15 protein-coding genes are annotated in these 14,301 nt (G+C 59.9%); 5 read left to right on the top strand and 10 right to left on the bottom strand.

Annotated features, from left to right (window positions below):
• Positions 1-16: 16 nt before the first annotated feature.
• Together MQW23_RS07075 and MQW23_RS07070 are read right to left on the bottom strand one after the other, a co-directional pair.
• Complete coding sequence (locus MQW23_RS07075; RefSeq protein ID WP_252107159.1) at positions 17-898, bottom strand: SMP-30/gluconolactonase/LRE family protein; 882 nt, start codon at positions 896-898, stop codon at positions 17-19.
• Positions 885-1,760 (bottom strand): SDR family NAD(P)-dependent oxidoreductase, encoded by an 876-nt coding sequence (locus MQW23_RS07070; RefSeq protein ID WP_252107158.1) that lies wholly within the window; start codon positions 1,758-1,760, stop codon positions 885-887. The genes MQW23_RS07075 and MQW23_RS07070 overlap by 14 nt, the downstream gene beginning before the upstream one ends.
• 166 nt (positions 1,761-1,926) lie before the next feature.
• Between MQW23_RS07070 and MQW23_RS07065 the strand changes: the two genes are divergently transcribed.
• On the top strand, positions 1,927-2,856 hold the full coding sequence (locus MQW23_RS07065; RefSeq protein ID WP_252107157.1) for a LysR family transcriptional regulator: 930 nt from the start codon (positions 1,927-1,929) through the stop codon (positions 2,854-2,856).
• Here the strand turns inward: MQW23_RS07065 and MQW23_RS07060 are convergent.
• The 6 genes from MQW23_RS07060 to MQW23_RS07035 all read right to left on the bottom strand — a co-directional run bounded on the left by MQW23_RS07060 (position 2,845) and on the right by MQW23_RS07035 (position 7,518).
• Positions 2,845-3,732: a hypothetical protein gene (locus tag MQW23_RS07060; protein WP_252107156.1), complete on the bottom strand. Its 888-nt coding sequence runs from the start codon at positions 3,730-3,732 to the stop codon at positions 2,845-2,847. The genes MQW23_RS07065 and MQW23_RS07060 overlap by 12 nt on opposite strands.
• Before the next feature lie 28 nt (positions 3,733-3,760).
• A complete protein-coding gene (locus MQW23_RS07055; RefSeq protein WP_252107155.1) occupies positions 3,761-4,615 on the bottom strand; it encodes a hypothetical protein in 855 nt (284 codons plus the stop codon).
• Positions 4,616-4,672: 57 nt separating this feature from the next.
• Positions 4,673-5,080, bottom strand: coding sequence for a hypothetical protein (locus tag MQW23_RS07050; RefSeq protein ID WP_252107154.1), 408 nt, complete (start codon positions 5,078-5,080; stop codon positions 4,673-4,675).
• Between the two features lie 242 nt (positions 5,081-5,322).
• On the bottom strand, positions 5,323-5,472 hold the full coding sequence (locus MQW23_RS07045; protein WP_252107153.1) for an NAD-dependent epimerase/dehydratase family protein: 150 nt from the start codon (positions 5,470-5,472) through the stop codon (positions 5,323-5,325).
• A 55-nt stretch (positions 5,473-5,527) separates the two neighbouring features.
• Positions 5,528-6,973: a sigma-54-dependent transcriptional regulator gene (locus MQW23_RS07040; RefSeq protein ID WP_252107152.1), complete on the bottom strand. Its 1,446-nt coding sequence runs from the start codon at positions 6,971-6,973 to the stop codon at positions 5,528-5,530.
• A complete protein-coding gene (locus tag MQW23_RS07035) occupies positions 6,970-7,518 on the bottom strand; it encodes a heme NO-binding domain-containing protein (protein WP_252107151.1) in 549 nt (182 codons plus the stop codon). The genes MQW23_RS07040 and MQW23_RS07035 overlap by 4 nt, the downstream gene beginning before the upstream one ends.
• Positions 7,519-7,594: 76 nt before the next feature.
• Here MQW23_RS07035 and MQW23_RS07030 point away from each other — a divergent pair, with 76 nt between their 5' ends.
• From MQW23_RS07030 to MQW23_RS07015, 4 genes are all read left to right on the top strand, one after another.
• Positions 7,595-7,873, top strand: coding sequence for a hypothetical protein (locus MQW23_RS07030; RefSeq protein WP_252107150.1), 279 nt, complete (start codon positions 7,595-7,597; stop codon positions 7,871-7,873).
• Positions 7,874-8,118: 245 nt separating this feature from the next.
• Positions 8,119-9,216, top strand: a complete 1,098-nt coding sequence (locus MQW23_RS07025) for a polysaccharide biosynthesis/export family protein (protein ID WP_252107149.1) — start codon at positions 8,119-8,121, stop codon at positions 9,214-9,216.
• Positions 9,213-10,625: a GumC family protein gene (locus MQW23_RS07020; RefSeq protein WP_252107148.1), complete on the top strand. Its 1,413-nt coding sequence runs from the start codon at positions 9,213-9,215 to the stop codon at positions 10,623-10,625. The genes MQW23_RS07025 and MQW23_RS07020 overlap by 4 nt, the downstream gene beginning before the upstream one ends.
• Before the next feature lie 35 nt (positions 10,626-10,660).
• Positions 10,661-11,911: an O-antigen ligase family protein gene (locus MQW23_RS07015; protein ID WP_252107147.1), complete on the top strand. Its 1,251-nt coding sequence runs from the start codon at positions 10,661-10,663 to the stop codon at positions 11,909-11,911.
• Here MQW23_RS07015 and MQW23_RS07010 read toward each other — a convergent pair.
• Together MQW23_RS07010 and MQW23_RS07005 are read right to left on the bottom strand one after the other, a co-directional pair.
• Positions 11,868-12,893, bottom strand: a complete 1,026-nt coding sequence (locus MQW23_RS07010) for a glycosyltransferase family 4 protein (RefSeq protein WP_252107146.1) — start codon at positions 12,891-12,893, stop codon at positions 11,868-11,870. The two genes, MQW23_RS07015 and MQW23_RS07010, sit on opposite strands and share 44 nt — an antisense overlap.
• A complete protein-coding gene (locus MQW23_RS07005; protein ID WP_252107145.1) occupies positions 12,890-13,882 on the bottom strand; it encodes a glycosyltransferase family 2 protein in 993 nt (330 codons plus the stop codon). Before MQW23_RS07005 ends, MQW23_RS07010 begins: the two co-directional genes overlap by 4 nt.
• Between the last annotated feature and the right edge of the window lie 419 nt (positions 13,883-14,301).

Raw genomic sequence — 14,301 nt, 5'->3', positions numbered from 1 at the left:
GGGTAGAAATCGACGCTCACGCTATGCTGCCACGATAGCGCGGCAGGCCGGCAACCGGCAGGCGCCCCGTGAAAACGTCGCCGGAGGCAGGATAACGCGCAAGCTCGTCATTGCGCATGCCAAAACGCGCCGAGGTCACGAAGAGCGTTCTCATGTCGGCACCGCCAAAGCAGGCGCTGGTGGGCCGAAGTACAGGCATCGAAAGCCGGTCGGTCAGTTCACCACAGCCGTTAAAGCGCAGCAAGCAGGCCCCGCCAAACTGGCAGACCCAGAGCCCGCCCTCCTCGTCCATGGCCAGCCCGTCCGGCCGCCCAGGGTGCGCGGAGGTATCAACGAAGGTGTCCACGCGGTCAAGCGCCCCAAATCCCGGTGAGTACGACGCTTGCAAAATTCGCCGTGCGATCGAGTCCACGAAATAAAGGCGCTCGCCATCCCGGCTCCATGCCAGGCCGTTCGGAAGCCCCATTCCCTCGTACAGCGGTGTGGCAGAGAAATCGCTTTCGAAGCGGTAGAGCCGGCCGCTTTCGCTTGCATGGTGCTCATCCATCAGGCCGCTGACGAAGCGCCCCCGCGGGTCAAAGGCGCCGTCGTTGAAGCGCCGGCTTGGCGCCAGGCTCACCGGCCGGGAGGTTCGCTCGATGCGCCGCGTACCGGGGTCGAACAGCGCCACTCGCGCGCCTTCGGCCAGCAGCAGCTTCCCGGACTCGGTAAGCGCCAGCGCGCCCAAGGGTGCCCTGGACGAATAGAGCGTTTCGAGGCGGCCTGTCGCATCCAGCGCGTGAAGCTTGCCGCCGCTGATATCGACGAAGTAGAGCGTTGCGGTGCGCGCCTCCCACACCGGGCTTTCGCCAAGCGCCGCCTGCACGCACGCAAAGCGCCTGACCTCAGCCCGGTACATGAGCGCCACCGGTAGCGTGCGCTTGCTTGATCTGTGCCCAGCAACAAGCCACCTCGTCGAGGCTCGCTGCGCTGACGCGGTTCAGGTCGCGCGGGTAGTCCACTCCCGTGTTCTCCTCGAACCGGGTCGCGCTGAACTGGCCGTTGCTGGCGCGCAGGATATAGCCGCTCTCCTGGCACCGCTCGCTTGCCAGATACAGCACGCCCGGCGTCACCCACTCGGGCTTGAGATCCGAAGGCTCGCCGGTTTCGCCCCACATGCGCGTTCTGGCCACCGGCGAAACGGCGTTCGCCCGAATGCCGTGTTCGGCGCCCTCGAAGGCCAGCGCGTTCATGAGGCCTACCTGAGCCATTTTGCCCGCCGCGTAGGCCCCAAGCCCCTTCTGCCCGTAGCGCAGGTACATCGCGCGATCAGACGTGGTGAACACGATGCGCGGGGCCCTGGACACTTTGAGCGCGGGCCAGGCGTATTTGGCAAGCCAGCTCGGCGCCCAGACGTTGACCGAAAGCGAACGCGCGAGAAACGCCGCCTCGGCGTCTTCGATGCGCTGGTAGCCGACCCAGCCGGCGTTATGGATGACGATATCCAACCCACTGAAGGTGGCCAGGGTGCGCTCAACTAGCGCCTGGCACTCGGCTTCCTCCTCCAGCGCCCCGCCGTGGGCGATGGCGCGATGCCCTTCCCGCGTGAGCGCCGCCGCAGCGTGATCGGCAATGGCGGTATCCGCGCCGCTGCCGTCACGGTCGGCGCCGCTGTCGCTGATCACGACGTTTGCCCCGGCGCGGGCGAGTGCCGCCGCGTAGGCCCAGCCGAGCCCTCGGCCGCCGCCGGTGATGATGGCCGTCTTGTCTTGAAATGACATGGTGCGCCTCCTCGAAATGGCGTGGGTGAACGCCTTTCAAGGTACGCGTTGAATCATTTTTATCTAATACTGTTCGAGCGCGACTATGATAGGCAACACGTATTACCGGCCTGCCCCGCGTTGGTTTAAAGTATCAGAACGTTTCGCCTGACGCCGAGGCCCTGCAATGATCGAGACCCGACTGCTCAGGCAGTTCATCGTCGTGGCCGAGGAGCTACACTTTCACCGCGCCGCCGCGCGCCTGCATATGGCGCAGCCGGCCTTGAGCCAGGCCATCGCCAAACTCGAGGCGCGTTTGGGGTTTGCGGCGCTGACCCGCAGTCGGCGAAGTGTTGCTCTGACCCCGGCCGGCCGCGCCTTTCTGGAAACCGCCTACGCCACGCTCGACACGCTTGATGCCGGCATCGGCCGCGCGCGCCGCGTGGCCGACGGCGTCGCGGGCCGGCTGACCATCGCCACGCTATCGCTGGCCGGCTATACCCCGGTCCTCGAGACGCTGCGCGCGTTTCGCCGAGCCCTTCCCGAGGTCGAGCTCGACCTGCGCGAGATGCCCTCGGCGCGTCAGCTCGAGGCGCTCGTTGCCGGCGAGGTCGACGTGGCGCTGATGCGCGAGCTGGCGCTGCCGGCGGTCATCGAAACCCGACAGGTGCTGACGGAGGCCATCCTGCTGGCGCTGCCCACCGACCACCCCGGCGCGAAGAGCGCGGCCAGCAATGAGCCGGTCGCTCTGGGCGATTTTGCCGAAAGCGACTTCGTCTTCACCCCGCGCGCTCTGGGGCCGGGCTATCACCACCAGCTGATGGCGCTGTGCCAGGCAGCGGGATTTACACCGAATATCCAGCAGGAGGCGGCTCAGCTAACGACGCTACTGGGCCTGGTGGCGAGCGGGCTGGGCGTGGCGCTGGTGCCCGCCTCGATTGCGCGATCACTACGCCTGGACGGCGTGGTATTTTGCGCGCTGGCGCCGCTGCCCGGCAGGCCCGACGCGAGCTTGGCGCTCAACGTGAACTGGCACCGCGAGAACACCTCACCGCTGATCGAGGACTTCATCACGCGACTCAAGTCTCAAACGCGCAACGAGACGCTACCCCTTTAGCCGCTCTTCGTGGCTTTTAACGTAATCGGGATCGATCAGTTTGCGCAGCTTCTGGCAGAGGAAGTAGGCCAGCGAGCCGATGGCGAAGGCGATGGCAATGGGCACGATGATGACCAGCATGACGGTAAAAAACCCGAGCCCGTAAGACCGGGCGAGCGGGTCGGCGTAACCGATCATCAATACCAGGCTCAATAGTATTGAAGGGCCAACGATCAACGCGTGGGCAAGAAAGTAGCGGTAGAAATAGCCGCGGCCGTATCGTTTGTAGACGCCGTCGATATCGACCTTGGTCTCGCCCTCCTCCTCGCTTTCGAGCTTGAGCAGGATGGCCTCGCGCTTTTTCTTCAGCGCCAGCGGCGTCCCATCGGACGTTTCAAAAGAGAGCTCGACCACGTGCGCCTCGAAGGGCTTCCCGACAAAGGGCACGAAGGTGTATTCCGTATCCAGTGGCCTGATGAACTCGACGTCACCAATGCTATGGAAAAACAGGATGGTTCTGCCGTTGGGGGTGGAATAGCCGACCGCCTCCTGCTCCATCACGCCTTTGATCATCGTCACTCGAGCCGCCGTTTTGAGCCTTCGCTTGGTACCTTCACGGATCATCCCTCGTGAAACATACCCCAGAAGCCCCGTCGTGGCCGCCGCGATCAAAACGCCCACGATCTGGAAGCGAATCAAAAGCCCCAGCGTGAGCACTAAAAGCGCGATGCCCATTAGCCCGAACACGGCGCCGACGATGGCCGTTACGTGAAGCCCCATACGCTTGTAAAGCGCCACCTGACGAACGTGAAACCGCTCGTTAGGCGTCATTTCGCGCTCACCGACCGTGCTTGCCTCGTGGATGACGGCCTCGTCCTCTTTTAGCTTTTTAGTCACGGTCTCTTATGTCCTCTTACTTTCTACCCTAGCCCTTGAGAATCTCTTCCGGCGTCAAACTGTGGTAATCAGGGTCCAGCCCCTTTCTCAGTTTCTTGTAGAGAACCTCGAGCAATTCGTACATCAAGCCTCCGGCGATGATGGATGCCACCAAAACGCCCATGAACGCCCAGAACGTGAAGAGCTCGAATTTCACGATGAAATAGAACGCGAGCCCGAGGCACAGGAGCATGGGCGGGAGGCTGAGAAGATTGAAACGCCAGGCCTGGCGTTTGAACACCTTTCGCCCGTACTTCTCGAAGGCGCCGTCGAGGTTGATACGGTCGCTCGCGTTGTCCCGGTCTTTCAAATTGAAGAGCAGCGCCTCGTCGATCCCTTCATAGCGCTTGCTCAAATTCAGCGGCGGATACATCCGTAGAAAGAGGGCGTGAACCTCGATGACATGGGCATTCAGCTTCTCGAGAAGGTCATACGACCCCGGTGGGCCGTGCAGTAGCGCGTTGCCGATGTAATATTCGTTAACGTAGTTAACGCCGCCGGCGTTGCTGGGCACGCGCTTTTTGCGAACGGTCAAAACGCCGCGAATGATGGCGACGCGCGGATCGATGCGCAGGCGGCGCTTATAGCCCAGCCAGAAGATAAAGGCCCCGCCCAGCATCTGGCCCACCACTAAAAAGACGATCAGAAGCCACGCGACCGTCTCCATCCACGGGTCATCCAAATAAATGACGACGCCAAGCCCTACTCCCGAACAAAAAAGCAGTACGCCCACCCCCATTAAAAACCAGAAGAGATAGCGGTGCGTCGCGACCACTTTTTTCGCGTAGTGATACTCGTGGCGGGTGATTAGCCGCTCACCGACGATCGCGCCATGAACCTCCATGCGGGTGCTCTCCTTTAACGCTATTGCGTGATATCGCCCACGAAGAGGGCGGCCGGGTCAGCGCTTGAACGGCCGGTGTTTCTCATGAATGAACTCAACGGAGTGCTCAAAAAGCTCCCGAAGGTGCTCCTTGGCGGTATCGGCGGTGACGATGTGAAAGTCGCGGCTCATGGAGCGGCGGCCCAGCAGGTTGAACATACCGGTTTTGGCCACGACATCGAGATGCAGAGAGCCTCGGCGCTCCGCCTCGATCGGGGTGAGCATATAGATCGCGTGGGGGCCCTTGCGATCACCGAGCAAGAATTCGAAGCCGCCGGCCGAGCCCAGCTCTTCGAACAGCGCCACCTCGCGCGCCCAGGGGTACTGGTCGATGATCTCGCACGCCTTGTCGTAACTATCGGTGTTGATCCGGCGGTTAACGAACTCGCGGTTGTCGGTGTAGTGGGAATAGAGGATTTGAACCATCGAGCGGCCTGCGGGTGGAAATAATTAAGCGCCTAATTATATACCACTCCAACCCGCAGGCCGAACCGGGTTCAGGGGTGGCCGCCACCGCCCCCCCCCGCGCCGTAGACGTGACCGGTAGTGAAGCTAGATTCCTGAGAGGCCAGCGCGTAGACGCCGGCAAGCTCCACCGGCTGACGAGGCCTTTGCTGTCTTAGTGGTGCGGCAGGCAGCGGCAGCGGTTTGCGCAATGGCGCCCGGCTCTAAGCGCCCACCGCGTCGCGATGGCCATTGGAAATATTATCCAGCACGGTAACGACGTATTTCGCTCGGCACAGACGTTTGAGCTTGTACGAACCAATAAAGCGCGCCCCACCGACCACCAGGATACGCCCTTTAGCATGCCTCATCATGATGACCGCTTTTTATTGTAATGGCGGGATGCATGCAACAGTTCATGGCCACCTCTTAAGCCCACTTCTCCAGCTTGCGATAAAGTGTCGAGGGGCTGATGGCAAGCACTCGAGCGGCCGCTGGAACGCTGCCGGCGTGACGCGCGATTGTGGCTTCGATGATCCAGCGCTCGATTTCAGCCAGCGTCATACCCTCGAAAAAGGCTTCGATAGTGTGCGCTGAGACGGCTTCATGTAGTGCCGTCGCGGATGACTCCTCCATCAACGCGGCGCTCGAGGTCGTCGTTACCGAGGTATATGTGGATCTTACCGGCGTATTAGAGGAAGGCTCGTTGCTTTTCAGCGGCGGTAGCGTCAAGTCGTCACCCACGCTCATGACCACCGCGCGCCGGATGGTGTTTTGCAGCTCGCGCACGTTGCCGGGCCAGTCATGGCCATTGAGCTTGGCGATGTTGTCAGCGTTCAGGGCGTTGAAGGCGCGGCCCTCCTCTTCGGCGAAGCGCTGCAGGAAGGTCTCGGCCAACAGCACGACGTCCTCACCGCGCTGGCGTAGTGCCGGCAGTTCAATGGGCAGCACCGACAGCCGGTAAAACAAGTCTTCGCGAAAGCGCCCGGCACGCACCTCTTCGGCGGGGTCGCGGTTGGTGGCGCAAACTACCCGAACGTTGACGGCTTCCGGCCGGCTGCTGCCGACCCGCTGCACCGTGCCGGTCTGCAAAAAACGCAGCAGCTTGACCTGGAGTTTGAGCTCCATTTCGCAGATTTCATCCAGAAAGAGCGTGCCATTATCCGCCTCTCGCGCCGCCCCTGCGCGATTTTCCAGCGCGCCGGTAAAAGCCCCTTTGACGTGGCCAAAAAGTTCGGACTCTAATAGATGCTCGGGAATGGCGCCGCAGTTGATGGCCACAAAGCGCCCTTGGCGCCGGTCGCTCAGAGAATGTATCGCTTCGGCGGCCACCTCCTTACCCGTTCCGCTTTCTCCGGTAATAAACACCGTGGCGCGAGAATTGGAGACGTTTTCGATCGCCCGGTAGACCACCTGCATGGCGTCCGAGCGGCCCACGAAACCCTCGAACTGGTCACGTTTTTGCAGTTTGCGGGCGATCATCACCTCGCGCTCGAGCATTCGACGTTCGCCGGCTCTGAGCACCGTGGTGGTCAACCGCTCCGGCGAGACCGGCTTGACCATGAAGTCATACGCCCCGGCGCGCATCGCTTGAATCGCCCGGTTGATCGAGCCATCAGCGGTAATCACCACTACGCTCGACTGTGCCAGAAACTCCGGCGCCGACTCCAACAGCGCCAAACCGTCGCCATCAGGTAAGTTAAGGTCGAGTAGAATGACGTCAAACCCACCAGGTGATGCCGAGAAGCGCTCACGGGCCTCTTCACCGCGCTCGGCAAGCGTAGTGGTACAGCCTACCTTTTCAAGCTGACCGGCGTAGGTAAGTGCCAAGGATATCGTGTCTTCTACGATCAGAACGCGAGGCTTTTCGGTCATTCGCTACTCCGGTTTATTGCGGTAATTAAAAATCGGGCCTCGCCGGGGTGGCTGCTATCGCGCCAACTAACCTCACATGCCTCCCCATAGAAAATGATGCACTGCTGAACGAGCCCAAACGCAATGTGGGCAAATGCCCGATGCGAGCGATAGAGTACCTCAAAGCCCTCCTCACACTCTCGGGTTGTCACGCTGGGCGGATTAGCACCCGGATAGATAATTTTAACCTCTTCGTGAATGTGGCTCTGAACGTGATCCAGCATCTCTCTTGTCGAGCCATAACGCCCCATAAGGTCGGGAAAACGTATCTCGAAGCGTTGAAACAGAAAGCGTCCAAAGGCTTCACACACTTCTGTGGCATTAGCATCGGCTAAACGCGAGGCTGCCGTTACCAGTTGCCCGGCATATTCACTTGGGTAAAACCCCACCGCTGTAAAAGCGGCTTGATTGGGCAAATTGGCCTCTTCGATGACCTGCTCGGTAAAGTCGCCACCAAAGGTTTCATCCATAAAGTTGATCAGCTCTACAAAGATTACGCCTTTCATATCGGTCGCTCTTGTTATTCATACCGTTAAGTCCGGCCATCCGAACGCCTTCCCGTCACTCTTTTTTAGTGCCGCAATGCCTGACACTCGCCTGATCACCACTGCTTTCTCTTTTGCCTCGCCCTTTAAAGGTGGCCTCAATCTGAATGAGCAATTTACGTGCCAGCCAATAATCTCGGCACAAGCGGTTCCAGGGGAACAAAAATTGCAAAATGCAAAAAAATATTCGCAAAAAAAGAAAATTAATTCGCATTCTGCAATTTTACGTTGTCTGGCGCTTGGATCTTACGCATGGACTACTGAACCAGTTTCATTATATTTATCATCGAACGAACAACCCAATACGCTTAATTAACGTCCAATAAAGCGCTAGATCAATAAAATCAAATTAAAAATAAAGCATTACCATTATCCTTCAGTGAGTGGCCCATATTTTGTATCTCGTTAACTACCTGACACCGCCGATAGTCAATTAAAGGTATCATCATGAGACCTACGAGGCGTCACACAATTTGGCTTATGAGTCTGGGCATCCATGCTGTGCTACTCGCGGGATGCTCTTCTGCTCCGACCCCGCATAACCCACCGGGCGCGGCCTGGATGCCCGAGCAATTGGAGGATGAGACGACGCTCGCTTGTCACCCCACTACGTCTGTCGCCACCTCGCTTCCCGAAGAGAACTACGTCTTCGCACATCAACTGTTAACCGACACCCATAGGCTTTCTCCCGGCGACCGCATGAAAGTGCAGGTGATCGGTGACGACGAGATGTTATCGGGTAATTACGTGATCGACGATACCGGCCAGCTCGTGATTGCCGGCATGGGTCGAGTGAACCTGCAAGGCATGACGATCGACGAGGCCGCTCAGCGCGTGCGCGAGCAGCTCATTGCGCGTGGGCTGGTACGGGACCTGCCCCGCGTCGTGGATATCAATTTGATCGAGAGCGCCGGGGTGTCAGTGGTCGTCAGCGGAGCGGTCTTCAACCCTGGGCCTGTTAGGGCGGGTGAGCGTGGGCCCGAGGCGCGGGCGGGCCTAACGAATAACGTCAACAGCGGCGATGCCAATGTCGGCCGCAGCTTGTCGACGGCGATTCGCGCGGCAGGCGGCATACGGCCCGACGCCTCGGTAAGCGATGTGGTGCTCCAGCGCGGCGATGCCTGGACCCGGGTGGACCTGAGCGGCTTGATTGATGGCACCCGGTTCACGGATATGCGTGTTACCCACGGGGACCGTATTACGATCCCCAGCACCGGCTGTTTCGATGCTCGCTTGGTAAGACCCGGATCGCTCACCATTCCGGGTATTCGAGTGTACATGTCCAATCTTTCTCGCCCCGCGGCGAGCAATGCCACTGCGGCGATCGGCAAAGATACCACCAGCCTACCCTACGGAACACGGCTGCTGCAGGGGCTGGTGTCCGCCAACTGCGTGGGGGGCTCGGCCATGAACTCCCATCGCAAGGCGATCCTGATTTCAAAAAACCCGATCAATCAACAGAGCGTGGTGATTAACCGCGATATCGAAGACATGCTCACCAGCGCCCAGCGCGACCGCATCAATCCTTACCTGATGCCCGACGACGCCATCGCTTGCTACGACAGCCGAATGATGAACTTCCGCGACGCCTTTTCGCTACTCGGCGAGATGGTCGGCCCGGCGGCGACCGCGATTTTAATCAACGACGTGGCCCAATGAGCAGCCCAACCCAAAAGCAACCGCGACGCCTTGTCCGGGTCTGGTATTTCATTAGGGACGGGCTCCCGTCCGCCGGCCGCTATCGCCGCTACATCATCGCTATTGCCCCTTTTTTGATTGGGATATGGGCGCTAGTGGCCTGCTATATCGTGCTGGCGCCGGTGACGTATAAAAGCTCCATGTCGCTGATTCTGCCAGGCTCCGGCGTCGGCGGCATGTTAAGCCTGGAAACCATCGGCCAAGCCTCTTCGCAGACCTCCTCGGCGTTCTCGAGCCCCTCGCTTAGCCCCACCCAAAATTACAAGCGTCTGTTGACGGCAGATTTGACCCTGCGAAGCGGCGCCGAGCTATTAAACGATGGCAGCGACCGGCTGCCATCGCCAACGATTAACCTGATCGACCAGACCAACCTGATTCTGGTCTCAATCAAGGGAAGCAGTCCCGAGCAGGCCCAGTCACGCCTGGAGGCGCTTCGGCGTGCTTTCTTAACGGTGCTTGACCAGCTGCGTGAAGATGAGGCCGCGAGGCGCGAAGCGGCGGACCGCGACCGTCTCGATGAGCTTCAGCAAAAGCTGCAGGAAGCGCAGCTTCGAGTGATCCGGTTTCAAGGCGACACCGGCCTTGCGACCATGGACCAGTTCGGTAAGCGAATCAGCGTCGTCGACGCCCTGCGCGCCACGGAGCGCGAGCTTCAGCAGGCGCTGTCGGAAAAGGAGTCGGTGACTCGCTCGTTGAGCGATTTGCTGGCACTCAGCGTCGACCAGGCGCGCTCAGCCCAACTGCTCAAGGCCGACCCGCTGTTTCAATCACTTTTAGAGAGCTACGCCGATACCCTGTCCGAGTGGACGCAGGCTCAGGCAACGCTGGGCCCTAATCACATAACGCTGGCCGAGCTCGATGCCCAGCGCGTGAGCCTGAATCAGGCCATGCTACAACGCGGTCAGACGCTGACCGATTTGCCACTCGATAGCCTAAGAGAGTTCGTCGACCTGTCCGTGAGCGACAGCCGCGAGCGCTTGCTGGATGCTTTCCTGGCGGAAACCTCCGGCGTAGTGGGTCTTCAGGCGTCGCTCGAGCAGGTGCAGGAGCAAATCAAACTGCATGACGACGACATGGAGGCGCTGGTGCAAACCGCCGCCAGGCTGGCGGACTTTCTGCGCGAGCAGCGCGTGGCCCAAGCGGTCTTCTCCTCCGCCCTGGCACGCCTTGATACCAACAAATCGGACCCGTTTGCCTCTTATCCGCTGGTACAGACGTTCGAAACTCCCTCCCTGCCCGGCGCCCCCTCTTCGCCGTCGCTCCCGCTGGCAATCGTTGGCGGCGTATTGGGCTCACTGCTCGTCACCATGGGCTTCTTACTGTTATGGCTGCGTCAACCTATCATCCAGCTAATCCTGCCGAAAAAATAATCTCTGTCGCCATCCAGAGCACTTGGCTACTCTGGATGGTTGGCGGGCTCTACATTGCCGGTCCGGTGCTCGCTTGGCTGCTGGCCCTGCTAGCGGCCGCGCAGCTCTACATCGCGCCGGGGCTTCCCGAGCACAAGCGTCCCCCGCCGGTTCATCCCTGCATCTGGCTCTGGATGCTTGGCATGCTGGCCATGCTGATCATTCTGATCGTGGGTCATCTGCTCAATGAGCTCGGCACCGGCAAGACGATCAAGTCATCCATTGGGTGGGCCAAAGGGTGGGCACTGATTGCACTCTTTCCATTTATTGGGGCGGTACTCGATATCCGGCCCGAGATTATCTACCGCGCCGTATGTCGACTTGGCGTGCAAACGCTCCTATTGATTCCACTTTTTCTAGTTGCGCCGTTTATCGGCCTGCCCGGGCTTCTCTACGTATCTCCCCTGAAAGTCGTCGGCGGTTCGGGCCCCGAGTATTTCGCCGTGATTCTCTACACCATCGAGCCGGGCGTGGGCACACCGCGTTGGCAATTTTTTGCTCCGTGGTCGCCGGCAGCAGGGCTGATCGCCGTGGTGCACACGCTGTGCGCGCTGGAAGAAAAAAGCTGGAAGTGGAAAGTGATTGGCGTCACGGCGAGCTTGATGATTGCGCTGCTTTCTCAGTCACGGCTGGCGCTGGTAGCTCTTGCCGTGGTCTGGCCCGCGGCGTTTGGCATCAGCCAGCTACGCAAGCCCTGGGCCTGGTTTACCGCGGCCGGACCCGTGCTGGTGGCCACCATGGTTGCCGGGCAACTACTCGAGCTCATGAACCAGGCGGTGGAAAGTTTCAAAGGGGCCCGGGCGGACTCGAGCCGGGTCCGTGCGGCGCTGGGTAGAATTGCGGTGGAGCGCTGGCAAAACGAGGCGCCCTGGTTTGGCCACGGGGTAGTCGAGCGCGGGCCGCATTTGGTTGAGTACATGCCGATTGGCAGCCACCATAGCTGGTACGGCCTGCTGTTCGTGAAAGGTATCACCGGGGTGGTCGCCCTGCTGGTACCGCTGGTGGCCACCCTGCTGGTGACGGCGAAGCTCTCCTTGCACGACCCGGTCGGTCGGGTGGCCTTCTCGCTGCTGCTTTTGCTGACGCTCTACACCTTTGGCGAAAACCTCGAAATTCTCAGTTATCTTTACTGGCCGGCACTCGTGCTGGTGGGCATCGCCTGCCGCCGCGCCGTCGTTTTTCGCCAGCGGCGCTTGGCCCACGCTAGCCGGCAAGCGCCACCCCCTGACGCCAGCGAGAGAGTCTGAACAGCTTTTTCCAGGCCAGAACGCGCTGAGTCTGGAGCCCTTCTACAGAGAGCTTGCCTTCGCGAGACATGCGCGCAAACGCCTTCGGCGTCAGTGCCTCCAGGGCTCTGGATAACGCGCTCTCCGAGCTAAAATCCAGCGCGATCCCCGCACGTCCCTGACAGGTCTGCTCGGGCAGGCCATCCACATCGGCGACGATAATCGGCCGTCCGGCCTGACGCGCTTCGGTCGCAACCAGCCCGTAAGCCTCAAAATGCGAAGGAACCACGACGATATCGCAGCCAGCCAAAAAGCTGGCCCGATTGGCGACATGGCCGTAGAAATGCACGTTGGCAAGGCCGTAACTTAGCGCTTGCAGGCTCTGCGCCTGCTCTCCAAACCCACCGAGCACCAGCTCGAAGCGCTCGGCGGGCAGCGTTTTAAACTGCTTCAACAGCCGATCAAAGCCCTTCATCTGCGTAAAGCGACCATAGGCGCCGATCACCAGCGGCCGTTCACCGTTCCAAGTGGGCAGTGGCAATGCTTCGAGGCTATCCACAAGGCTCAATGGTGGGATGATGCTCAAACGATTCTCCAGACCGCCTACTACCTGATTCAACCACGCGGCTTGGCCTTGCGACACGGCCACGACATCGTCAAACAGCCGGTAGGCGATGCGAAGCATGGTGCGAAACCTGAACCGGTGCGCCACGCACTGCTCCTCCCAGCCGCCGGTGTAGCTATGTTCGATATGCACCAGCTGAGCGTGGGGGTTGCGGCGCTTTAACGCGGCCAGAAACGTCAGCGCACGCCAGCGCGGTGGAAAATGGGTCATGATAATGTCGGCCTCCAGCGTCGGCGCAGCGTCGGCCTCCGGGTTGATCTGCAGAATACGGCAGGCGAGCCGCTCAGCCAGTTCGGGCAGATCAAACACGGCAAGTGCCTGCATTACGCCGCCGGGCGCGACATCATCGAGCAGGTGGACAACGTTCAAACGGTTCATGTCGGTTCTCCTGTGCCAAGACGATACGCCGCCAGTTTGCTAAACCACTGACGCGGCATGAAGCGGGCAGCGACTGCGGCCAGCCCGGTCTCCAGGGTTTTGTAGGGCTCAGAGACAATAATCGACAAACTGGAGCCTAACGCGTCCTTGAACAGCGAGAGCGCAAAGGCGCCATCACCCATTTGCACCGCCCGCCGCGCCAGATAGCGCAGCTGGTAGGCGCGCGCCTTCTTACCATGACGGTCCACCAAGGCCGGTGCATACTGTCTGGCTTTTTCCATCACACGCTCCCAGCTCTCGAACTGGCGCACCATGTTGGCGGACAAGCCACCGTCCACGATGCGGTAGTCAGTCAGAAGCCCTTCGATCCCCTCGAAGGTGCAGCCGTGTTCGGCGCTCATACGCAGCCAGAGTTCGATGTCTTCAGACTGGCGAAAGCTCTCATCGAACCAGCACTGACGGCCCGGCTCCTCGGGATGGGCAAAGCTTGCCCGGTACAGCGCGCGGCGGCGAATCACCGGTGCGGAGCCGTTACCGACCGGGTTGCGCATCATTATGTGGCTCGAGCGTATACCCGTCAGGCGAGGCGCTTGCACAATGCCCATGGGCTTGCCTTGCGAATCGATCAATTGCGAGCCGCTGTAGCTCACATCAACCTCGGGGCTCGCCGTCAAGTGGATGAAGTGCAGCGCCAGCTTGGTCGGGTGCCAGCGGTCGTCGGAGTCGAGCAGCGCAATGAATTCGCCCCGAGCTGCGGCGATACCGCTGTTACGCGCTCCGGCCAAGCCGCGGTTTTGCTGGGTCACGATACGAATGCGCGAATCGTCGAAGCTGCGGCAGATATCCATGCTGCTGTCCGCCCCACCATCGTCGACAATGATAAGCTCAAAGTCGGTGAAGGTTTGCGCCAGAACGGACTCGACGGCTTCGGCAACGAAGGCTTCGACGTTGTAAACGGGCATGATAACGGAGTAGGTAGGGTTGTTCATGGCAGTAGCCTCGATGCGTTGGGTTTATGAACTTTCACAGTCAACTTACGGGCCATGTTTTTTTATTTACATATAATTCAGCAACATAAATAAAAACTAGTGTGCCAATCACCTGATATTTAGAATGCCGTATTGCAAAATGCAATGCCCTTCATGAGTCTTCTGCTGGCATTTTTGCAAAATGCTATGCAATTGGCATAACGCTAAATGCCTCCTTTACGGCTTGCGCTGGCGTTCGGGCGTCACGGGCTGGCTTAGGTGTTGAAAACCTAAAAGCAACGGCGACATAAACGCAGGCATTGGCGAAGAGGCAGCGTAGTTTACACAGGGAAGTTACAAGGAAGTTCGTGCAAGGGGAAAACAGGTAGTCTGGAGCGACTCAACGAATATTGTCGAGGCCTGGCACTTGTCGAACAGCG

It is taken from the genome of Halomonas sp. S3-1-1 (assembly GCF_023757625.1).
GTDB lineage: Bacteria > Pseudomonadota > Gammaproteobacteria > Pseudomonadales > Halomonadaceae > Vreelandella.
This window is presented reverse-complemented; position numbering and strand designations above follow the sequence as displayed.